General features: G+C 63.9%; 17 protein-coding genes. 10 read left to right on the forward strand and 7 right to left on the reverse strand.

Translation table 11 applies throughout. The features are described from left to right. Positions 1-9 precede the first annotated feature (9 nt). Positions 10-1,287, reverse strand: a complete 1,278-nt coding sequence (locus NMB38_RS18915) for an acetyl-CoA C-acetyltransferase (RefSeq protein WP_111475914.1) — start codon at positions 1,285-1,287, stop codon at positions 10-12. A 116-nt stretch (positions 1,288-1,403) separates the two neighbouring features. Between NMB38_RS18915 and NMB38_RS18920 the strand changes: the two genes are divergently transcribed. From NMB38_RS18920 to NMB38_RS18955, 8 genes are all read left to right on the forward strand, one after another. Further along, positions 1,404-2,756 carry a 3-oxoacyl-ACP reductase gene (locus NMB38_RS18920; RefSeq protein ID WP_049695392.1) on the forward strand — a complete coding sequence of 451 codons (1,353 nt, stop codon included), beginning with the start codon at positions 1,404-1,406 and terminating at the stop codon, positions 2,754-2,756. A gap of 2 nt (positions 2,757-2,758) precedes the next feature. Then, the gene (locus NMB38_RS18925; protein WP_059183621.1) at positions 2,759-3,634 is read left to right on the forward strand and encodes a MaoC family dehydratase; all 876 of its coding nucleotides are present in this window, start codon (positions 2,759-2,761) and stop codon (positions 3,632-3,634) included. An 80-nt stretch (positions 3,635-3,714) separates the two neighbouring features. Next, complete coding sequence (locus NMB38_RS18930) at positions 3,715-4,020, forward strand: MazG-like family protein (RefSeq protein WP_023535180.1); 306 nt, start codon at positions 3,715-3,717, stop codon at positions 4,018-4,020. Beyond that, entirely contained in the window at positions 4,017-4,766 is a 750-nt protein-coding gene (locus NMB38_RS18935; protein WP_028687894.1) for a methyltransferase domain-containing protein, read from the forward strand. Before NMB38_RS18930 ends, NMB38_RS18935 begins: the two co-directional genes overlap by 4 nt. A 19-nt stretch (positions 4,767-4,785) precedes the next feature. Further along, entirely contained in the window at positions 4,786-5,415 is a 630-nt protein-coding gene (locus NMB38_RS18940; RefSeq protein WP_345956415.1) for a DUF4136 domain-containing protein, read from the forward strand. Positions 5,416-5,434: 19 nt separating this feature from the next. Next, positions 5,435-6,004, forward strand: coding sequence for a DUF4136 domain-containing protein (locus NMB38_RS18945; RefSeq protein WP_345956417.1), 570 nt, complete (start codon positions 5,435-5,437; stop codon positions 6,002-6,004). Positions 6,005-6,211: 207 nt separating this feature from the next. Then, a complete protein-coding gene (locus NMB38_RS18950; RefSeq protein WP_023535174.1) occupies positions 6,212-6,682 on the forward strand; it encodes an A24 family peptidase in 471 nt (156 codons plus the stop codon). A 140-nt stretch (positions 6,683-6,822) separates the two neighbouring features. Continuing rightward, positions 6,823-7,578 carry a response regulator gene (locus NMB38_RS18955; protein ID WP_428834878.1) on the forward strand — a complete coding sequence of 252 codons (756 nt, stop codon included), beginning with the start codon at positions 6,823-6,825 and terminating at the stop codon, positions 7,576-7,578. 36 nt (positions 7,579-7,614) lie between these two features. Here the strand turns inward: NMB38_RS18955 and pbpC are convergent, their stop codons facing one another. After that, complete coding sequence (gene pbpC, locus NMB38_RS18960; protein WP_401340551.1) at positions 7,615-9,972, reverse strand: peptidoglycan glycosyltransferase PbpC; 2,358 nt, start codon at positions 9,970-9,972, stop codon at positions 7,615-7,617. A gap of 77 nt (positions 9,973-10,049) precedes the next feature. Between pbpC and NMB38_RS18965 the strand changes: the two genes are divergently transcribed. Next, the gene (locus tag NMB38_RS18965; RefSeq protein ID WP_023535173.1) at positions 10,050-10,343 is read left to right on the forward strand and encodes a hypothetical protein; all 294 of its coding nucleotides are present in this window, start codon (positions 10,050-10,052) and stop codon (positions 10,341-10,343) included. A 52-nt stretch (positions 10,344-10,395) separates the two neighbouring features. On the opposite strand, the gene NMB38_RS18970 is transcribed toward NMB38_RS18965, so the two are convergent. Further along, entirely contained in the window at positions 10,396-15,291 is a 4,896-nt protein-coding gene (locus NMB38_RS18970) for an alpha-2-macroglobulin family protein (RefSeq protein WP_059183619.1), read from the reverse strand. Between the two features lie 203 nt (positions 15,292-15,494). On the opposite strand from NMB38_RS18970, the gene NMB38_RS18975 reads away from it, so the two are divergent. Next, positions 15,495-16,832 carry an MATE family efflux transporter gene (locus tag NMB38_RS18975; protein ID WP_490806177.1) on the forward strand — a complete coding sequence of 446 codons (1,338 nt, stop codon included), beginning with the start codon at positions 15,495-15,497 and terminating at the stop codon, positions 16,830-16,832. Positions 16,833-16,929: 97 nt separating this feature from the next. Here the strand turns inward: NMB38_RS18975 and speA are convergent, their stop codons facing one another. The 4 genes from speA to NMB38_RS18995 form a co-directional block, all read right to left on the reverse strand. Beyond that, a complete protein-coding gene (gene speA / locus NMB38_RS18980) occupies positions 16,930-18,843 on the reverse strand; it encodes an arginine decarboxylase (RefSeq protein WP_023535169.1) in 1,914 nt (637 codons plus the stop codon). 150 nt (positions 18,844-18,993) lie between these two features. Beyond that, complete coding sequence (locus tag NMB38_RS18985; RefSeq protein WP_281211925.1) at positions 18,994-19,365, reverse strand: translation initiation factor Sui1; 372 nt, start codon at positions 19,363-19,365, stop codon at positions 18,994-18,996. 203 nt (positions 19,366-19,568) lie between these two features. Next, entirely contained in the window at positions 19,569-20,105 is a 537-nt protein-coding gene (locus NMB38_RS18990) for an NUDIX hydrolase (RefSeq protein WP_028687887.1), read from the reverse strand. Position 20,106: 1 nt separating this feature from the next. Continuing rightward, entirely contained in the window at positions 20,107-21,174 is a 1,068-nt protein-coding gene (locus NMB38_RS18995; protein ID WP_490806176.1) for a DUF2333 family protein, read from the reverse strand. Positions 21,175-21,250 lie beyond the last annotated feature (76 nt).

The following is a 21,250-nucleotide window of genomic DNA, read 5'->3' on the forward strand; positions in this document are numbered from 1 at the left end:
CACCGACGCTCACCGCTCGACGATGACCGTAACGCCCTGCCCGCCTGCGGCGCAGATCGAGATCAGGCCTCGCCCTTGGGGCGCTGTCGACAGCAGCTTGGCCAAGTTGGCCAGGATGCGCCCACCCGTTGCAGCGAATGGATGGCCTGCCCCAAGTGAGCTGCCCTTCACGTTCAGCCGAGAACGGTCGATCGCCCCCAGCGGCGCATCCAGCCCAAGGCGGTCTCGGCAGTACTGGTCATCCTCCCAGGCCTTGAGGGTGCACAGTACCTGGGCCGCGAATGCCTCATGGATCTCGTAGTAATCGAAATCCTGCAGCGTCAGGTTGTTGCGGGCCAGCAATCGCGGCACCGCATACACGGGCGCCATCAGCAAGCCCTCGCGGCCGTCGACGAAATCCACCGCGGCTGTTTCGCCATCGACCAGGTAGGCGAGCACCGGCAAGCCATGTTGGTCTGCCCACTCCTGAGTCCCCAGCAACACCAGCGAGGCGCCATCGGTCAACGGCGTGGAGTTGCCTGCCGTCAAGGTGCCCTCATCGCTGCGGTCGAAGGCCGGTTTGAGCTTGGCCAGTTGCTCCCGTGTCAGCTCGGGGCGCAAGTTGTTGTCCCGGGTCAGCGACCGAAAAGGGGTCATCAGATCGTCCTGCCAACCTTCTTCGTAGGCACGTGCCAGGCATTGATGGCTACGCAGCGCCATCTCATCCTGCTCGTCCCGGCCAATGCGCCAGGTTTTGGCCATGCGTTCGCAGTGCTCGCCCATCGACAACCCGGTGCGTGGCTCGCCGTTGCGCGGCAGCGACGGCTTGAGATGGTGAGGCCGCAAGCCCAGAAATGGCTTGAGTCGGTCACCCAGCGTCTTGCCCCGGTTGGCCTGCAACATCATACGGCGCAGGCCTTCGCTCACGGCGATGGGTGCGTCGGAGGTCGTGTCGACGCCGCCGGCGATGCCGCAGTCGATCTGCCCGAGGGCAATTTTATTGGCCACCAGCAATGCAGCTTCAAGCCCGGTGCCGCAGGCCTGCTGAATGTCATAGGCGGGGGTCGAGGCCGACAGGCGTGAACCCAGCACGCACTCGCGCGTAAGGTTCATGTCCCGGGCATGCTTGAGTACCGCCCCTGCCACCACTTCGCCAAGGCGCAGGCCGTGCAGGCGGTAGCGCTCGATGAGCCCCTCGAGTGCGGCAGTCAGCATGTCCTGATTGCTGGCGGTGGCGTACGCACCATTGGAACGGGCGAATGGGATTCGATTGCCGCCCAAGATAGCGACCCGGCGAAGTGAGCGCATGCGCATGTTCCTCCTGAAACAATTTGATCCGTAGAGCCTAGGTGTTTTTGCTGCATTCGAACGACCTGGCCACAATCCTGGTCCACACTGTCAGACCTGCTTTCGGAGGACCTACCATGAGCGATCGCTACCTTGGTTTTGCCAACTCAAGCCTCGGCCGCAAACTTGTCGACAGCCTGGGCCTGCCTCGTCCAGCCACCCTGGAGCGCTGGGAAGCGGGCCGCATGCGGCCAGTGGACGGGCCGTTGGTCCTTGGCGGCGGCCCCTTGGCACGCCAGGTCGAAACACTCGCAGCGCGGTTGACCGACGCGGTTTACGGTTTCAACGGCCAAGGCCTCCAGTGCGAACCCTGGGTCGCCGGGTTGGGCCCCAAGATCAAGGCGCTGGTATTCGATGCCAGTCACTTGTCCGACAGCGATGCGCTCACGCAGTTGCGCGAATTCTTCCAGCCGCTGCTGCGCAACCTGGCGCCCTGCGCCCATATCGTGGTGTTGGGTCGCCCGCCTGAGGCCGTCGCTGACCCGATGGCCAGCGTCGCCCAGCGTGCGCTTGAAGGGTTCAGCCGGTCACTGGCCAAGGAGCTGCGCAACGGCGCTACTGCACAGTTGCTGTACGTGGGTGATGGCGCCGAATCTCAACTCGAAGGCGCCTTGCGCTTCTTCCTGTCACCCAAGAGCGCCTTCGTGTCGGGGCAGGTGCTGCGCCTTCAGCCCTGCCAGGCTCAGGTGGAGGACTGGACACGGCCGCTTAGCGGCAAGCGTGCGCTGATCACCGGGGCTGCCCGCGGCATCGGCGCCGCCATTGCAGAAACCCTGGCCCGCGACGGTGCCGACGTGTTGCTGCTCGATGTGCCCCAGGCCAGCGAGCCATTGCAGGCGCTCGCTGCGCGCCTGGGTGGCAAGGCGCTAGCACTGGACATTTGCGCCAGTGACGCCGCCGAACAGTTGCTGGCGGCCTTGCCCGATGGCCTCGACATCCTGGTGCACAACGCAGGCATCACCCGTGACAAGACCCTGGCGAACATGACCCCCGAATATTGGGACGCCGTGCTGGCGGTGAACCTCAAGGCTCCGCAGGTGCTGACCCAGGCCCTGCTCGATAACGGCGCGTTGCACGCGGACGCCCGCATCACCCTGCTGGCTTCGGTCAGCGGCATCGCCGGCAACCGTGGGCAATCCAACTATGCGGCCAGCAAAGCTGGGCTGATTGGCTTGGCTCAGGCCTGGGCACCGACGCTTGCCGAGCAAGGCATCAGCATCAACGCAGTGGCGCCTGGCTTCATTGAAACCCATATGACTGGCGCCATGCCCATGGGCTTGCGCGAGGCGGGGCGACGCCTGAGTTCGCTCGGCCAGGGCGGCAAGCCCCAGGATGTGGCCGAAGCCATCGCCTGGCTTAGCCAACCTGGCTCCGGTGTCGTGAGCGGCCAGGTGCTGCGGGTGTGCGGCCAAGCACTGATGGGGGCCTGAGCATGCAACGACAATGGCATGACCTGCACCAACCCGCCAGCCGCGCCAGCCTGTACCTGCGCGCAGCGGGCAAACGACGCATCACCGGTGATCAACTGCCTATGCACGGGCTGCGCTGCACCCTGGCGGTTCAGCCCAAGCAACTGCATGCCTACCGGCAGTTGTGTCGTTTCGTCGACGATGGCCGGCTGCCTGCCACGTATCCGCACATCATGGCGTTCAACCTGCAACTGCAGTTGATGACCGCCGAGCAGTTTCCCTTTCCGCTACTGGGGCTGGTCCACCTGCACAACCGCATTGACGTCATTCGCCCGCTTGGGGGCATCGAGTCGCTGCGCATGGCGGTTCACGCCGACAACCTGCAGCCCCACCCCAAAGGCGGAACGTTCGACCTGGTCACCGAGGCGGCGGACGGTATCGGCGTGCTCTGGCGGGAAACCAGCCGCATGCTCGTGCGCGGGCTGAAGCTCGACGGCGACCCCGCAGAAGCGGCAGAAGCGGCAGAAGCGGCCGAGGATCAGGCCAGCAGCTTGCCTGAAGTCACGCGCTGGTATGCCGACAGTGATATCGGCCGCCGTTATGCCAAGGTCTGCGGCGACTACAACCCCATTCACCTCAGCGCCCCCAGCGCCCAGCTGTTCGGTTTTCCCACTGCCATCGCCCACGGCATGTGGAGCAAGGCCATGGCCATGGCCGCGCTGCACGGGCACTTGCCCCACAGTGGCTATTGGTTCGAAGTGGACTTCCACAAACCCGTGCGCTTGCCCTCGGAGGTGGTACTCAGCGCCAGCCAGGCCGGCCCTGTTGGTGAACTGCGCCTGGACGGCCAGGCGGACGTGGTACATATGCTCGGCCGCTGGGCCTGCTTGCAGGGCTGACTCGCGCGTGCTGCCCCCGTGCAGGGAAGCTTGCTTTGCAACGGCCCTGCGCGGAAGCTATGCGCCATGAGGAGAACCCGATGAACCTGCAAGAACTGACTCAACGCCTGCATCAAATCCGCGATACCAATGACTGGCAACGTTTCCACAGCCCAAAGAATTTGGCCATGGCCGCCAGCGTTGAAATGGCCGAGCTGGTTGAAATCTTCCAGTGGCTCAGCGAGGACGAGTCACGTCGCCTGCCACCCGAACAGTTGGCCCACGCCGGTCAGGAAGTAGGCGATGTCGTGCTCTACCTGTTGCTGTTGTGCAGTGAACTGGGGCTGGACATGGACCAGGTGGTGCGCGCCAAGCTGGCCGACAGTGAAAGGCGCTTCGCACGATGAACGACCGTCATTTCGATGAACTGGCCACCCGTTTTGCCGAAAAGATCTATGGCGGCGCAAAGGGTGCGATCAGGCTGGCAGTCTTGCAGGCCGACCTGGCCGAAGCCTTGCCGGATCGCCCGTTGCGCATCCTCGATATCGGTGCTGGCCTTGGCCACATGGCGCTATGGTTGGCCCAGCGCGGGCACCAGCTTACCCTGGCCGAACCTGCCGAGCCCATGCTCGAAGGGGCACGGGCCCGCTTTGCCGCAGCGGGTCAGGCGGCAACGTTCATCCAGGCACCCTGGCAAGCGTTGCTGGGCGAGCTGACCGAGCCCTACGACGTGGTCGTGTGCCACGCGGTACTTGAATGGCTGGCTGAGCCGGAAAGTATCCTGCCAGTTCTGCATCAACTCACGGCCCCCGAAGGGTGGCTGTCGTTGGCGTTCTACAACCGCGATGCCCTGGTCTACCGCAACCTGCTCAAGGGCCACTTCCGCAAACTGCGCAGCAATCGCCTCGAAGGTGAAAAGCAGAGCCTTACCCCGCAGAAACCACTTGATCCGCGGGCGCTCAGGGCGCAACTTGAACCTCTGTGGCAGGTCGAAAGTGAAAGTGGCATACGTGTTTTCCATGACTACATGCCCAAGGAATTTCAGGACCGCGCCGAGCTGCTGGACCTGCTGGAAATGGAGCTCGCTCACCGCCGCCATCCGAGTTTCGCCGGCCTGGGCCGCTACCTGCACTGGGTCTGTCGCCCACGTTGACCTGCCGTGAGGAGCAAGCATGCCGTACCGTCTGTTGCCACTGGCCCTGCTGCCGTTGGTTCTGGCCGGATGCCAGGGCACCAATCCCTACGTCGCCAGCAGCCGCCCACTGCCACCAGCCCCGCCTCAGGCAGCGACCACGTTCGACGCAAGCGCTTACCCCGCACCGACACGGGACTACGGCCGCTACCGCAGCTGGAGCTGGCGTGACGGCCACCTGCCCAGCGGTTCGGCCAATGCCGATCCTGCGCAGTTGGCCGATGCCGTCGCCGCAGCGCTTGATCAGCAGGGCTTGCGCCCTGCCCGCAGCGGCGTTGGCGACCTGCTCGTCGGCGCCGATATCCGCCTTGAGAAACGCCTGCGCCAAGTGCGCGACTACGACGGCTACGACCCCTACTACGGGCCCTACGGCAACGTAGGCTATGGCGGTTACCGCAACGGTTTTGGGGGTTATGCCAATACCCCAGTGGTGCGCACCTATCAGGTTGAGGTCATGGTGGTGCGCATCGACCTGTACGACAGCCGCAGCGGCCAGGCCGTCTGGAGCGCCAGCGCCGAAAGCGGCAACGATCAGGGTTCACCGCGAGACCGTGAAAATGCCGTGCGCGACGCCGTGCGCAAGGCCCTCAGCGGCTATCCTCCCAGTTAACGCCTAACGGAGATTCATCATGTTTCGCCGCCTGTTACTCGTGTCGTTCGCGGCTTTGCTGGCTGCCTGCTCAAGCCATAATGTGCAGCAGGACTACGACGCGAGTCGTGATTTTGCCGCCTACCGCAACTGGGCCTGGCAGGAGCCCGGCCTGCAATATCGTCCTGACGATCCACGCATCAAGAGCGACCTGACCGAGCAGCGCATCCGTCAGGCGGTCAGCGAACAGCTTGATCAGCGTGGCCTACGCCCAGCGCCCCCTGGCACGCGAGCGGACCTCAACGTGCGCACCTACCTGATAGTGGAGCAACGCCAGCAACAGGTCACCACCAACTACGGCGGCGGTTGGGGTGGCTATTGGGGAGGTTACTGGGGCGGGCCGATGTACAACGAAACCCGCAGCGTCGACTACAAGGTCGCGACCATCCAGGTCGACTTGCTTGATGGGCGCGATGGCAAGCTGGTCTGGCGCGGCAGTGCCGAGCAGATCATGAACAACTACCCGCCAAGCCCGCAGGAACGCAACGAAACCATCCAAAAAACGGTGGCTCAGGTGCTGGGCAATTATCCACCTGGCAGCAAACGCTAGCGGGGCATGTTCTGCCTGCCTCGCCCCGTGGCGGGGTGCAGGCAAAGGCCGACCTCCCCTCTCGACAGACGACGACTGCGACAAAACTCATTCTCCCAGCGCCTTTTCCTCGCGGCACACGGCCGTCATGCAGGTTCCGGTCTATCTTGACTAAGGAAACCTGACTGAACGGGTAAGTGTTCATCTACCAGGAAAGGCGACCTGTCGATGCAAAGCATTGTTCTTCTTCTGTGGCTTGCCTTGTGTACCGAACAGGATGTGCGCCAGCGCCAGCTCCCGGATCTATTGACGCTGGGTGTGGCCGTAGGGGCTCTACTATGGCTGTTCGCAACCGGCCACACTTGGCTTGGCGCCGACCCTAGCTCGGCAGGCTGGGGGCTGGCCATCGTCATGCTCCTCACCTTGCCCGGCTACATGCTGGGCCACTTCGGCGCCGATGACGTCAAACTGATGGGCGCGCTGGCATTGGCTACCGGCACCGATCATGTGCTCGGCACCTTTATCGGGGCCGGGATCGCGTTGTTGATCTGGCTGACTACCCGTAGACGCTTATGGACGCTGCTCAACCCCAAGGTGAAAAAACGTCTGCAGGCCCTGACCGAAGCCATGGGCGACAAGCAGGCATTCGTCCCCTATGTGCTGGCTGGCTACCTTCTGACAGCTGTATGGATCCAATGAAGAAACCAGCGGTCCCTAATCTTGTACACACCTTGTACAACTACGAGAGGTACGGCTACTTTTAATCTGCCAGAGCGTCTAGCCCGGGAGCAGGGCCGTATATTCACAGGGAGTTGATCGTGTCCAAACCTGTAAGTGAAATGAAAGTGCTGGTAGTCGATGATCAGTCGGTCATCGTCGAACAGCTGTGCGAGTTCCTGCAAGCCAAGGGATACAGTTGCGTATCGGCACTCTCCACGGATGAGGCGGTAAAACACTATAAGGCCGACCCAGCCATCGGTCTGATCATCTGCGACCTTCACATGCCCGGACGCGATGGCATCGAACTGATGCGGGCTCTAAAGCAGATCGACGGCAATCAGCGCATGTTCGAGGCGATCATGTTGACCGGCCGTGCCGAAAAGCAGGACGTCATTCGGGCGCTGCGCGAAGGCTTTGCGGACTACTACCAGAAACCGATGGACCTTGACGAGCTGCTCGAAGGGGTACGCCGCCAGGAGCAGGTGCTGCAGGAACGTCAGCGCGGTTTCCACGACCTCAGTGGGCTCAATCAGCGCCTGCAGAATCTGGCAGAGTCCGTCGACGAATTGTATCAGGACTTGGAAAAAGCCCGCGGGCAGGGGGCTCACCGGCGCGCCGGCGACACGGAGGAAGCCGAGGCCGAGCTGCCCTCGGTGTTCGAAAAGCTCTCGCCCCGTCAATTGGAGGTGGCGCGGCTAGTGGGCAAGGGCAAGACCAATTATCAGATCGCCTGTGAATTGGGTATCACCGAAAACACAGTGAAACTGTACGTGTCCCAGGTGTTGCGCCTGACCCATATGCACAACCGCACGCAACTGGCATTGGCTCTGACACCAGGCTCCTCCCCGGTGAATCAACGCTTCACGGCGCACTGACAGGTGCCGGTGCCAAGGCACCGGCACACCGCCGTACTACTCGTTGACCTGAAACACGACCCGCGCGGTCTCACCGCTTTCGTCCAGCGCACTCAATTCGGCCTGCCCTGCCTGCGGCAGGCGCACCAGCAGGCTGTCCTGCCCCTGGGTTTCCCCCAGCGGTTGCCCATTGAGGAACCACCAACGCCGCCCACCACCGCCCAGCGCCGACACTGGCACTTGCAGCGGCTCACCACTGGTGGCGGGGCGACGCAGATGGTCACCAGAACGAATACCGACGATGGCCAGCGGCGGGGCACTGACCGGGCCTTGCGGTGGGCATGTGGGGTCCATGGCCGGTAGACGGGCAGCCCGCCGTTCAGCTCGAGGCAACCAGGGTTCCAGGGGGGCGGGCCACAGGGCCACCTCGCGCGCCTGGGCGCCTGGGCAAGAGCTGTCGACGCGCAAACCGCGGTCGTTGACCCAGATGTGTTCGCGCAAACCCAGGCCCAGCGGCTGATCGGCCGCCTGCAACGTAGGGGGAACGGTGCCGTCCAGGGTCCAGGCAAAGCGCTGGCGCCTGCAGTTGTCGTCCTGGCGGTTCATAGCTTGCCCCAAAGGCCAACAGATCGCCGCCACCCCGACATTGGCAGGCGTTCGCTGCACCGGGGCTTCGAACCCGCGCTGGCTGTCCCGGTTGCTGAGCAGGTCGTGCACTTGCAGCATCAACGGGGCGGCCGAGGCCAGACCGAACTGCCCGGCCACAGGGGTGCCGTCCGGCCGGCCAATCCATACCCCGATCAGGTAGCGAGGGCCGACGCCAATCGACCAGGCATCTCGAAAGCCGTAGCTGGTGCCGGTTTTCCAGGCCAGTTGGGGGCGACGTACCAGTTCGGCATGCCGATCGCGGTCGGGCCGAGCCTGGCCACCAAGGATGCGCCGAATGATCCACGCCGCACCCGGCGACAAGAGCCGGTGCTCCACCAAGGGTGCTTGGGGCTGCAACCGCACCTGGGCGCTTTTACCCTCCCGGGCCAAGGCCGCATAGCCGCCTACCAGGTCTTCCAGGCGGCTACCGGCACCGCCCAGGATCAGCGAAAGATTCGGCTCGGCCAGCGGCGGTAGCGTCAGCGGCAAGCCGCCCATGCGCAGCTGCGCGGCGAAGCGTTTCGGGCCATAGGCCTCGAGCAACTGCACGGCGGGCAAGTTGAGCGACAGGGCCAATGCCGAACTGGCCGACACCGGCCCGCTGAAGCCGCTGGAAAAATTGCCCGGACGGTAGTCACCGTAGCGGCGTGGCACGTCCTGCAACAGCGACTCGGAATGAATGAGCCCGTCATCCATCGCCAGGCCATACAGAAACGGCTTGAGCGTGGAGCCAGGCGAGCGCAACGCCCGCACCATGTCCACGTGCCCGAAGCGCCGGGCGTCCGTGAGGTCGATCGAGCCCAAGTAAGCGCGTACAGCCATGGTCTGCGCATCGACCACCAGGATTGCGGCAGACGTGCGCTCCGGCAGGCGCGCTCGCCATCCCAGCAGCAAGTCTTCCAGCCGGCGCTGTAACCCGGCGTCCACGGTGGTACGGATCAACGGCGGGCTACCAGGGGTGTTCAGACGGCGGGCCAGCAGTGGCGCCAATGCCGGCTCCTGGCGCGGTGCCAGCACCAGCGGTTCTTCAGCTGCTTCACGCAGGCGCTGCTCGGGCCACACTCGATACTGCGCCAACCGTTGCAGCACCTTGTTGCGCGCGCGTTCGGCGCGCTCGGGGTGGCGGTCAGGGCGCAGGCGGCTGGGCGCTTGCGGCAGCACCGCCAGAAGGGCTGCCTCCGACGGCGTCAGGTGCAAGGGCGACTTGCCCAGATAAGCCCAGCTGGCAGCGGCAACACCTTGCAAGGTGCCGCCGAACGGCGCGCGGTCCAGGTAGATTTGCAGAATGTCCCGCTTGGACAGGTGCCATTCCAGCTGCAGCGTGCGCCACAGCTGCCGCAACTTGCCCGCCACGGTGCGATCATGGGGATCGAGCAGGCGCGCTACCTGCATCGACAACGTGCTGCCGCCTGACACCACGCGGCCGCCCCGCGCGTTCAACCACGCCGCCCTGACCAAAGCCATCGGGTTCACGCCCAGGTGATAGTAGAACCAGCGGTCCTCGTACGTCAGCAACGCTTGCAGGTATAGAGGCGACACCTGCTCGGGGCTGACTGGATAGCGCCACACCCCGTCGGCATCGGCGAATCGCCACAACGGCGTGCCATCTTCGGCCAGCACGACCCGGGCCAGGTCGTCGGAGGGCATGGGCAAAGGCCAGATCCGGTCGGCCAGCCACAGCAGCCCCATCAAGGCCACCGCGCCAATCACCAGGGCACGCACTGCCTTGCCGGTTCGCGATCGCCGCCAACGGGCTAAGCTTGGCATCGGGAACCGACCTGCCCCGACAAGGGCCAAAGCACTGGAAACGGCAAGAACGCCGCCATGTTGATCAGGAAGCAACTATGCATGTAGAAGGTTTTTTCGAATGGCTGGGGCAAGCACTGGGATCGCTGATCCGCATCGTCGTCGACGCGCTGAGCGGGTTGTTCAACCTGTTGGCCAATGCGGGCGGCAACTTCGTCGATGGCCTGTCGCGCACGTTGGGCATGGACACCTCGCTGGTCAGCATCCTGGCCCTGATCGTGGGCCTGATGTTGCTGTTTTCGGCGATCCGCGCCTTCATGCGTGCCTCGATCATCCTCGGCATCATCTGGCTGGTATTGGGCCTGTGGGTAATGAGCTGGGTGATCCATTGAGTGGCCGTGCGACGAACAGGTGAAAGCCCTGCTCGTCGCACAAGGCTTGCCCCTAGCGAGGCTTGACCGTCATTTCACCCTGCCCTTCCCCCACGGCCTGCAGGTTGGGGCGGTACATCGACTCGACCTGCGGTGGCGGTACCCGGTAGGTACCTGGGGTCACCGCTCGCGCCAGGTACAGCAGGTGGGTGGTTGCGTAGCTGTCCAGCTTGAGCGCTGCGACGTAACGGTCGTCGCGGTACTCCTGGTGAACCACGTTGGCATTTTGCATCGATTCGCGCCATTGCTTCACTGCGCCGCTGGCGTTATCCAGGCTGGCTGCACTTTGCGCAAGGTTCTGGTTTTCAAGCTCCAGGCCCGCTGGCAAGAGATCGACCACCAGCGCATCGGGAACGCGCTCATCGGCCTTGAGGGCAAGATGCACCAGCACCAGATCGCCGCTGCGCAGGTTCGCCAGGTCCAGCGGCTGGCCCTTCATGCCCAGGTACTCGCGGCGGATCTGCATGCCATTGCTACTGGCAGGCGGCGCCTGGCGGGGATAACCCGACAGGGTCAGTTGCTGGTAGACGGTCTGGCTGCCTTGGTTCTGCACCGTCAGCGGCGATGCCAGCAGGGGCCCTTCCAGCTTCATGCCGGCTTCGGCGTTATTGAAATCACGCAGCTCACCGGCGCTGTCCAGGCGGGCCTGCCACTTGGCTTCAGGCGTACCCAGCAGGCCACGTCCGGCCAGGAACAAGGCGTTGCGCTCTTGGGTGGACAGCCAGCGATTGGCCGCCACTTCGTCGGACAGGGCGAAGAGCCGCTGGTCCACCTGGCCACTGGCAAGTTTGTTTTCCTGCAGCAGTGCCAGGATCAACGCCTGGTCACGCAGGGGGCTGCCGTAGTCTGCCATCCAGTGCTTACCGCGGCTGACGGCGAGCCCTGCCTGCAGGGCCTGGTCGGCACGAGGTTTGTCACCCATCTTGTCCAGCGCCACGGCCAGTTGCACCAACGGCAAACCGGAACGCGCATCGGCGCGGCGCTCGAACAACCCGCGTAGCGCGCCCAAGGGCGCCTGCTGACTGCGCGACAGCACCAGCGCGGCGTAAGCCTGCACGGCGAACCGGGTGTGATCGGCGTCCTCGCTGTAGTCCACCTCGATCAGGTTGCGCTCCTGCAGGTAGCGCAACAACCGCTCGCTGGCTTTCTTCAGCGCCTCGGCGGGTACCCCGTAGCCTTGATCGCGGGCACGCAGAAGGAAGTCGGTGACATAGGCCGTCAGCCAGTATTCCTCTTCGCTGTCGGCACTCCACAAGCCAAAGCTGCCGTTGTAGCGCTGCATACCCAGCAGGTGCTCGATGCCCATCTCGATCTTGCGCTTGCGCACTGTGGCCGGTTCACCCTCGATGCCGAGCCGTTTTAGGGTATCGGCGTCCGCATACAACGATGGGTACAGCCCGCTGGTGGTCTGCTCGAGGCACCCATACGGGTAAGCCTTCAGCGCGCGGATCTGTTCGGCGAGGTTGAGCGGGGGGCGACTCGACAGGGCCAGCGTGCCCTCGAGGCCGGCAGGCTCGAAAGCAGCAAGGTCCGCCTCGGGCAACGTCCAGGGCTGATCCTTCAAGGCCACGCGGAAATGCTTGAGCATGGCGGGATAGGCCGGACGCACGCCCAGTGTCCATTCGCGCTCGAACGTGGTCTGCGCCTCGCCGGCCAACTGCAGGCCGGTCACCTGCACATGCACCTTGCCCTGCCCCAGGCCACCTTGGGCCTGCACCGGAATCATCAGGGTGGACCGCTGGCCTTCGGCCAACGCCACAGACTGCATGGCATTGCCGGTCAGGCTCACTTGCCCTTCGGTGGTCACTTGCACGGTCAGCTGTTGGGCAGCTCCCGACAAGTTGGCCAGGTCCAGCGCCAAACGCGTCTGATCGCCGCCTGCCAGGAACCGCGGGGCCGAGAGTTCGGCAATCAGCGGTGCGGCCACCACGGTCTTGCCCTCTGCCATGCCAAAGTGATCCTCGGTCCAGGCCTGGGCCATGAGCCTCAACTCACCGTTGAAATCAGGGATATCGACCGTGGCTTGCCCTTCCCCCTTCTCGTTCAGGGTCACCGGCAGGCTCTGCTGGGCCACGATGGTGACGGTGGTATTAGGGCGCTTGCCCCCCTTGGCCATCGCCGCGTCACCACCGAATGCCAGGCTGGCCAGACGCCCTTGCCCGGCTTCGATCAGTTGCCCGTAGATGTCGAGCTGATCGGCACCGTAGGCCTTGCGACCAAACAGGCTTGCAAAGGGATCCGGGGTCTTGAAGTCGGTGATATTGAGAATGCCGACGTCCACCGCCGACACCAGCACACGCACCTGTGCAGGCACGCTGCCGTCGGCGTTTGCCGCCTTGATTTTCACCGTCAGTGGCTGCTTGGGACGCATTTTTTCCGGTGCCTGCAACGTGACCGCCAGCTTGCGCTCGGCACGGTCGAGCGGCAGGTGCAACAGGCCTACCGCACGCTTGGGCGTGGCATTGGCCTTGCGTTCACCTGGGCGCACCACCAAGGTGCTGAGGTAAAGGTCGTGGCGTGCCCACGCTTTGTCCAGCGGGATATCGAAGGTCTTTCCTTCCGCAGGCACCTGGATTTCCTGCCACCACAACGGGCCGTCGCTGGACTCGATCATCAAGTAACCACTGCCGGCGGCTGGTGGCGTAACCGTGACCTTGGCCGTTGCACCGTCGGCGTAGGAGGGCTTGTCCAAGGCCAGCTTGACCTGGTCGGGGCGTACCGCTCCGCCTTCGGCATTGTCCTGGGCGCGGTAGCCTGCCCAGAAGCGCTGACTGGACACCAGGCCGGTCTGCGGGTCTTCGACCTCAACGCGATAGGGGCCCCACTCGACCGGGAAGCTCAGCTTGGCCGTGGCGTCGGCCTTGACGCTTACCGTCTCTTCCACCTGGGTCAGGAATTTTTCGTTGTAGGCGTAGCTCCAGCCATCACCTTGCGAATAATTCCAGTAGTAATCCCGTCGCTCGCGGATCAGCCTGACCTTCAGGTCGTCGGCGGCCAGTTTCTTGCCCTCGCGGTTAGCGACCAGAAACTCGAATTCCACCGGGCCTTCACTGTCGGCTTCATCACCGTCGAACAGCCCGCGCAGGCCTGGGAGGCGTTCGGCCGGCCAAACAGGTTGCTCAAGGCGACGGGTGATGGGCCTGCCACCGGACTCCTGCAGGCTCGCCTGCACGGTCAGTTGCAACGGCGAACGCGCCTCTGCCCAGCGGCTGGAAATATCCAGGACCGCCTTGCCTGCCTGGTCGAGGGTGACTTCATCAAGCTCCAGGTCCTGCTCCAGTTCGCCTTCGGTAACCGAGCCGAACTGGTAGCCCGGCAGTGCAGGTACCGCTTCACGCAGCGGGCGCACATAGGCCTGGCCACTCAGGCGATTGCCAGCGGCCGGCGCACCGTACAGGTAGCGGCCAGTCACCTCGATGCGCGCGTCCTGATCAGGGGCCAGGGGCTTGCTGCTGCCTTTGAGTTCGAGGGCCAGCCGCTCAGGCAGGAAGTCCTCGACCAGGAACTCGTAGACCTGCTTGCGTCCGCCGCCCAGGTCGAGCAGCAGTTGCCAACGGCCGGTCGGCGCCTCGGTGGCCAGTTGCAACTGGTACTGGAACAGGCCGTTATCGTCTGCTTCCCAGACGAACTTGCGGCTGACTTGTTCATCCGGCCGGCGTACTTCGACGTTCACCGGTTGCGCCTTGACGGGCTTGCCGTCCTGGTCGCGCAGCAAGCCGTTCAACAGCACCGTTTCGCCTGGGCGATACAGGTCGCGCGGGCCGAAGATGAAGAGTTGCAGCGGATTGGCCTGGGGACCGGTGATGTCGAATTCCGCCAGGTCCAGCGCCGCAGTATTGAGCCGCAACAAGGTCGTGTGCACGCCTTGGGTGGCGATGAGGGTATCGGCCTTCGTTGTGATCGGCAGTTCAGCATGGCCTTTGCCATCGGTGCTGGCTTGGGCCAGCAGCTTGCCTTTCTTGTCGTGGAGCTCGATGTTGACGCCATCCATCGCCTTGCCCCCCTCCAGGGCCTGGGCGAACACATCGATGCGATCGCGGTAGCGGTGGGCCGACACGCCAATGTCGCTCAGGGTGAACAGGGTAGCTGGCTGGGAGTAATCATAGGTACCCGAGGCGCGCATTACGGCCAGGTACACACCGGGCTCCTGCAGCGGCTTGATGCCGGCAATGGGCAACAGCACGGTTTCACGCGTGTTGCGTGCAGGGTTGAGGTCGAAGCGGCCGCTGTAGACCAGCTCGGCCATGCTCAGCGTGTCCTTGGACTGGTAGTACTCCAGGCTGCTGCTGCGCCCCCAGTTGGCCATGAACGAGGAGACCATGTCCGGTTTGACGCGAAAGAACTCCACATCCACCTTGTCCACGTTCAATGCGATGACCGGCAGTCCCTCTGCCAGCCGCGTCGGCAACAGCGAACCCCGGCTGGCGAAGCCAACGGTGGGTTGCAGGTCGCGTGTCTCAAGGCGAGTGATCGACTCTTCCTGCAAGGCCTTGCCATTGACAGCCAGCAGGCCCTTGTCCACGGTCAGCACCAGCTTGCGCTGCGGTTCCAGGTGACGCAGGCGCAGCTCCATCTGGCTGTCGGACAGCTCCCAGGCACCGTCCAGCTTGCCCTTGACCGTGTCCACCAGGTGAACCCTGTTGGCGAAATCCTGGTCGGCATCCAGCGGCGCCGAGAAACTGACCGACAGCGTGGCCGCGCCATCGAGCTGTACTTCCGACACATCCAGTACCGTCAGCTCACGACCCTCGTAGCGCTTGGCAAGCACGGCGGGGTCTTCGCGCTGCGCTGTCTTGGCGGTAGCGCTGGCGGTTGGCTTCTGGGCAGGGGCCGAGGCGTCGGGCGTTGAGGCGTCACAGGCGCTGAGCAAGGCCAGCGCGCAGGCCAGCAACAATCCTTTGTTGAACATGGAGTAGACACTCGAAGGCAGGGTGTAGATGAAGGCAGCAACTATAGCGCAAGGCCGAGTGCTGCACCCAGCGTTGTGCGCCAGATGAGACCTTGATCGCACACAATGGTTGCGTGGCCGTTACACTGTCGCCCTTGGCTTGCATTGCCGCCTGGCGCGCGTCCGTTCGAGCGTTTGCAGCCCTCGTTTTCGCCGGAATGAACATGCCCCGATTCTTCGCCGACTGGCACCACCGCCCCACCCACTTCAAGGTGTGGGGGCTGGCCGCGCCCATGATCCTGTCCAATGTCTCGGTGCCACTGGTTGCGCTGGTCGACAGCACCGTCATTGGCCACCTGCCCCATGCCCATCAACTCGGCGCAGTGGCCGTGGGCGCTACGCTGTTTACCTTCATGGTCGGCTTGATGGGCTTCTTGCGCATGGGCTCGACAGGCTTCGCCGCCCAGGCCGCCGGCCGAGGGGATGGCGCCGCCCTGCGCCAGGTGTTGGTTCAGGGCCTGATGCTGGCAGTGGGCTTCGCATGGCTCATCGGCCTGCTGGCCCTGCCCTTCAGCCAGTTGGCACTGCACGCCATGCAGCCCAGCGCGGCCCTGGGGCAGGCTACGCAAACCTTTTTCCACACCCGGTTGCTGGGCCTGCCGGCGGCACTGGCCAGCTACGCCTTGGTCGGGTGGTTTCTGGGGACACAGAATGCCCGGGCGCCGTTGGCGATCCTGCTGACCACCAACCTGCTCAATATCGTGCTGAACCTGTGGTTCGTGCTCGGCCTGGATTGGGGCGTCCTGGGCTCGGCACGCGCGTCGGTGATTGCCGAATGGTGCGCGGCCCTGCTGGGCCTGGCGCTTACCCGTCCGGCCCTGCGCGCCTATCCGGGCCACATCGCCTGGGCAGCACTCAGACGCTGGCAGGCCTGGCGCCCGCTGTTGGCGGTGAACCGCGACATCTTTTTGCGCAGCCTTGCCTTGCAGCTGGTCTTTCTACTAATCGCCGTACAGGGCGCACGCCTGGGCGAGGCCACGGTGGCGGCCAATGCACTGCTGCTCAACGGCCTGCTGCTTACGGCCTATGCCCTCGATGGCCTGGCGCACGCGGTCGAGGCGCTGTGCGGTCACGCCATTGGCGCTCGGGACCGCGACACGTTACGCCGTGCGCTGGTGGTGGCCGGTGGATGGTCGCTGATTGCGAGTTCGGTCTTTGCCGGTCTGTTCTGGGTGGGAGGACACCTGTTCATCGATCTGCAAACCGATATCGACAGTGTCAGGGCGGCGGCTTACCCGTACCTGCCCTATCTGGCGTGCCTGCCGTTGATCGCCGTGTGGAGCTATTTGCTCGATGGGCTGTTCATCGGGGCCACACGGGCTCGGGAAATGCGCAACGCCATGCTGGCATCGCTCGCGATTGCATTGCCGCTGGCCTTTGCCCTGAGCGGGGTGGGCAACCATGGCCTGTGGTTGGCGTTTCTCGTCTTCATGGGCGTGCGCGCCCTGACGTTGGCTTGGGTGGCGTGGCGCCTGCAAAGCAACGACGCCTGGGTGGCGTGAGATCAGTGGCGTGGACCCGTGAGCATTCGAAGACAGTGCTCACTGCCGCCACGCCGCGAAGGCGTGACGGCAATGAGGCCTCACGGGCTGACGCTTCTCAGGACGAGAGGTAGGACGAACGGGTCAAGCCCAGGCGCAGCGCATCCAGGTACTGGGTACGCTCGCGCGCGGTGATCTTGGCGCTGGCCACCTTGTCGCGGTAGTGAGTCATCAGCTCCTCGGGGGACAGGTGCACGTAGCGCAGCATGTCCTCGATGGTGTCGTGGGTCTCGATACCGGCGTGGTACACGCTGCCATCGGCATTCTGGTAAATGTTGACCGAGTCGGTGTCACCGAACAGGTTGTGCATGTCGCCCAGAATCTCCTGGTAGGCACCGACCAGGAACACGCCCAGCAGGTAGTCCTCGCCCTCGTTCAGGGCGTGCACCGGCATGCTGGTCTCGATGCTCTGCTCATCGACATACTGGTTGATCTTGCCGTCGGAGTCGCACGTCAGGTCTTGCAGCACGGCGCGCCGCAGGGGCTCTTCGTCCAGGCGGTGCAGCGGGATGATCGGCAGCACCTGACCGATGGCCCAGGTGTCCGGCAGGCTCTGGAACACCGAGAAGTTGCAGATGTATTTGTCCGCCAACTTGTCGTTCAGCTCGTCGAGTACCTGACGGTGCGAGCGCTGGCGAGCCTTCAGCGAGTTGTAAAGACGACGGCACACAGCGTAGTAGCACTGCTCGGCCAGGGCTTTCTCGGCCAGGCTGATCTTGCCGTCAGCATACTGCGCGGCTACATCGCCCATGTAGTGGGTGGCGCGCCAGTAGGTTTCGGTCACCATCTCGATGTCGGTGGGCCCCAGCAGATCGGCCAGCCACTGCACGGTTTCGGGCAGCGCGTCCTTGTTCTCGATGGTCGGCACCTGGTCATTGTGTCGCTCCACGTCAGTGACCTGGATGACCAGCATGGCATGGTGAGCCGTCAGCGAACGGCCGCTCTCCGAGAAGATGTGCGGGTGCGGCAAGCCCTGCGCGTCGCAGAACTCTTTGAGCATGCCTACCACCACGCCGGCATAGTCATCCATGTCGTAGTTGATCGAGCTGGCGTTGCGCGAGTGAGTGCCGTCGTAGTCAACACCCAGGCCGCCGCCCACATCGATGTGGTCCACCGGCAGGCCCAGGGCGCGCAATTCGCCGTAATAGCGGATGGCTTCCTTGAAGCCGTGCTGGTAGTCCGCCAGGTTGGCGATCTGCGAGCCCATGTGGAAGTGCAGCAGGCGGATACCCTGATCAAGGCCGGCATCGCGGAAACGCTGCACCACGGAAATCAGCTGCGCGGCAGAAAGCCCGAACTTGGACTTCTCGCCCCCGGTGTCAGCCCACTTGCTCGATGCCAGCGACGACAGGCGCACGCGCAGGCCCACCTGCGGCTTGACCTTGAGGTCGGCCGCTTCCTCGATCACCAAGGCCACTTCGGACTCTTTCTCGATGACGATGAAGACGTTGTGGCCCAGCTTCTGTCCCATCAGCGCCAGGCGGATGAACTCGCGGTCCTTGTAACCGTTGCAGACGATGGTACCGCCCTTGGGCGCCAAGGCCAGCACCGCCAGCAATTCGGGTTTGGAGCCGGCTTCCAGCCCGATGGACACGTTCTGGGTGGCGATGATGTTCTCGACCACCGCCTCCTGCTGGTTGACCTTGATCGGGTACAGGGCGGTGTACTGGCTCTGGTATTCCAGGCGCGCGATGTTGGCGTCGAAGGCGCCGGTCAACTGGCGCACGCGGTCCTGCAGAATGTCGGGAAAGCGCACCAGCAAAGGCAGCGACAGGCCGCTCTGGCGCAGCTGGTCAACCTGCTCGTACAGGTCGATCGGCGAGCTGTCCGGGCCGTTGGGGCGCACTTCGACGCGCCCGGCTTCATTGATGGCGAAATACCCAGCGCCCCAATGGCGGATGCCATAAACACTGCGGCTGTCGGCCACGGTCCATTGGCTACCATCGTCTTTGCGTGTGCGTCGTACGGACATTCAAGTCCCCTATAAATTGAGTCAAGACACTGCCGGTCAAACCGGGGAAGCAGTGTAGAAGCCAAAAATGACGGTTCGCCCGTGCTCTGGGGTAGACCCTGGGCACTGCGACGAGTTTAGAAAGCGCAGGACGAAAACCTGCCGAGCGACTCAGCCGCCCGACTTTTTCGCCTTGAAGCCCTGCTTGCTCAGCTCGTCGAGCAGCAATTGCACATGATCACCCTGGATCTCGATGACGCCGTCCTTGAGCGCGCCACCGGTACCACAGCGGCGCTTGAGGGTGGCAGCCAGTTCCTTGAGCTGATCGTGCGGCAACGGCACACCCGTGACGGTGGTCACGGTCTTGCCGCCACGGCCTTTGCTCTCGCGGCGCACGCGGGCAATACCATCACCCTCGGGAATGACCTGCTGCTTGCAGGTACAGGCATCCACGGGCTGGCCACAGTCAGGGCAATGACGACCGGCATCGGTCGAATAAACGAGACCGCCGAGGGCGGAGAGGGAAGAAGCTTTCTTGGCCACTTTTGTGCCTCGGTGCTGAGGACAAAAACTGGTCGTACCTGCACATGAGGCCGACCGCGAAGCCCCACTCTGGCAGGGGCGGCGCTACTGCCGCAACACGTGCGGCAGCCCGAAAAGGCCGCGCAGTGTAACGATAAACGGTGCAGTTGCTAAGTACTGGATTGCGCCATTTTGCGAATGTTTTGCGACCCGCTGTGCAGCGGCTAGACGAGGCTGTTCCTGTAGCGGATCAACGCAGCCATCGAGTCAGGGCAATAAGGCCTGAGCCGACTGTCCTCCAGGGCCTGGTCGATACCGATGAAACGTGCCTCGATCACTTCCTCGGGCTGCAGCCGCAGCGGCGCATCGGACACTGCCGAGTACAAGGCGCACCACAGGCGATTGTCAGGCTGATCGAAGAAAAACCGCTCGTGAAAGCGCAAGGTCACGTCGGCGACGCCCAGTTCCTCGGCCAGCTCGCGCGCAGCCGATTCGGCGTACGTTTCACCAGCGGCCACCATGCCGCCGGCGGCAACGTCCCAGTAGCCGGGGTACAGCGCCTTGCTCAGGGTACGCCGGTGCACGCACAGTTCACCGGCACCATTGAACAACAGAATGAACGTGCAGCGCCCGATCAGCCCGCGCTCGCGCAACTGCGCCCTGGGCAATGCGCCGAGCACCTGGTCGTGTTCGTCCACCCAGGTAACCTGCTCCCGGTCCGAAGCCGCCCGGTGGGCGGCTTCATCAGGGCTGAAGCTCATCTCAACCCTGCGACAGCAGCTGGCGCAGGTCGATGACCGCCGCGTTGGCGCGGGAGATGTAGTTGGCCATGACCAGCGAGTGGTTGGCCCACATGCCGAAACCACTGCCGTTGAGCACCATCGGGCTCCACAGAGGCTCTTGCGAGGTCTCCAGTTCCCGGATGATCTGACGCACACTCACGGTGGCGTTCTTCTTGGCCAACACGTCGGCAAAATCGACTTCGATCGCACGCAGCAGGTGCGACAGCGCCCAGGCCTGGCCGCGGGCTTCATAGAACACGTCGTCGATCTGCAGCCATGGGGTTTCCACCACTTCCTCATCTACCTGCGGCGCCTGGCCAGCCACCACGGACTCGGTCTTGAGGGTGGTGTTGAGCTTCACGCGGCCTACACTGGCCGAGAGTCGTTGCGACAGCGAGCCCAGGCGGGTAGCGACGTCACCCAGCCAGTTGTTCAGGTTGTCTGCACGGGTATAGAAGATCGCGCCCTTGTCGCCTGAAGCCAGGCGAGCCTGATAGCGCGCCAGCGACTTGATGCCTTCTTCGAATTCCGATTCGCTGGACGGCAGGATCCAGCTCTTGTAATCGAAGTTGAAGCGCGGCTCGGCCTTGGCCAGGTCGGCGTCTTCAGTCGATTGCGACTGGGAGCGGGCGAAGTCCTTGCGCAGCGCGCGGGAAAGGTCACGCACCTGGACCAGTACGCCGTACTCCCAGTTGGGCATGTTGTCCATCCACAGGCCTGGCGGGAGACGGTCATTGGCGATATAGCCACCTGGCTTGTTCAACAAGGTGCTCGCTACGGTCTTGAGCGTTTCGACGGTGGTGTAGCCCACTACCATCTGCTGGCCGTTACGCTCGGCTGCGCTCTGGGCGTTCTGCTGCACCGGGAACAATTCGGGTTCCTGGCTCCAGTACCAGGCAAGACCGATGCACACCAGCAGGTAGAGCCCGATCAGGGCCAACAGTGAGCGGCCCCACAGGCCACCAAAATAGCTACGGGCGGCAGCGCCGCGGCCGTCGACACGCTCGCGGGGCTCGGCTTTGGCCTCGCGGTTTTTCCAGTCCAGCATGGCTATATCCTTGATCAGTCACGACGGTTCAGGGGCTTTGACCACAGGCCTACGCCAGGGTGCCACCGCAAGCCCG

The sequence above is a fragment of the Pseudomonas sp. FBCC-B35 genome (assembly GCF_059133755.1).

Bases quoted from the DNA above. Each gene is read 5' to 3' on its own strand.
- NMB38_RS18935 (WP_028687894.1), top strand. From the start codon at position 4,017: ATGAACGACCGTCATTTCGATGAACTGGCCACCCGTTTTGCCGAAAAG.
- speA (WP_023535169.1), bottom strand. From the start codon at position 18,843: ATGTCCGTACGACGCACACGCAAAGACGATGGTAGCCAATGGACCGTG.
- NMB38_RS18940 (WP_345956415.1), top strand. From the start codon at position 4,786: ATGCCGTACCGTCTGTTGCCACTGGCCCTGCTGCCGTTGGTTCTGGCC.
- NMB38_RS18920 (WP_049695392.1), top strand. From the start codon at position 1,404: ATGAGCGATCGCTACCTTGGTTTTGCCAACTCAAGCCTCGGCCGCAAA.
- NMB38_RS18970 (WP_059183619.1), bottom strand. From the start codon at position 15,291: ATGTTCAACAAAGGATTGTTGCTGGCCTGCGCGCTGGCCTTGCTCAGC.
- NMB38_RS18950 (WP_023535174.1), top strand. From the start codon at position 6,212: ATGCAAAGCATTGTTCTTCTTCTGTGGCTTGCCTTGTGTACCGAACAG.
- NMB38_RS18915 (WP_111475914.1), bottom strand. From the start codon at position 1,287: ATGCGCTCACTTCGCCGGGTCGCTATCTTGGGCGGCAATCGAATCCCA.
- NMB38_RS18930 (WP_023535180.1), top strand. From the start codon at position 3,715: ATGAACCTGCAAGAACTGACTCAACGCCTGCATCAAATCCGCGATACC.
- NMB38_RS18995 (WP_490806176.1), bottom strand. From the start codon at position 21,174: ATGCTGGACTGGAAAAACCGCGAGGCCAAAGCCGAGCCCCGCGAGCGT.
- NMB38_RS18925 (WP_059183621.1), top strand. From the start codon at position 2,759: ATGCAACGACAATGGCATGACCTGCACCAACCCGCCAGCCGCGCCAGC.
- NMB38_RS18965 (WP_023535173.1), top strand. From the start codon at position 10,050: ATGCATGTAGAAGGTTTTTTCGAATGGCTGGGGCAAGCACTGGGATCG.
- NMB38_RS18945 (WP_345956417.1), top strand. From the start codon at position 5,435: ATGTTTCGCCGCCTGTTACTCGTGTCGTTCGCGGCTTTGCTGGCTGCC.
- pbpC (WP_401340551.1), bottom strand. From the start codon at position 9,972: ATGCCAAGCTTAGCCCGTTGGCGGCGATCGCGAACCGGCAAGGCAGTG.
- NMB38_RS18955 (WP_428834878.1), top strand. From the start codon at position 6,823: ATGAAAGTGCTGGTAGTCGATGATCAGTCGGTCATCGTCGAACAGCTG.
- NMB38_RS18990 (WP_028687887.1), bottom strand. From the start codon at position 20,105: ATGAGCTTCAGCCCTGATGAAGCCGCCCACCGGGCGGCTTCGGACCGG.
- NMB38_RS18975 (WP_490806177.1), top strand. From the start codon at position 15,495: ATGCCCCGATTCTTCGCCGACTGGCACCACCGCCCCACCCACTTCAAG.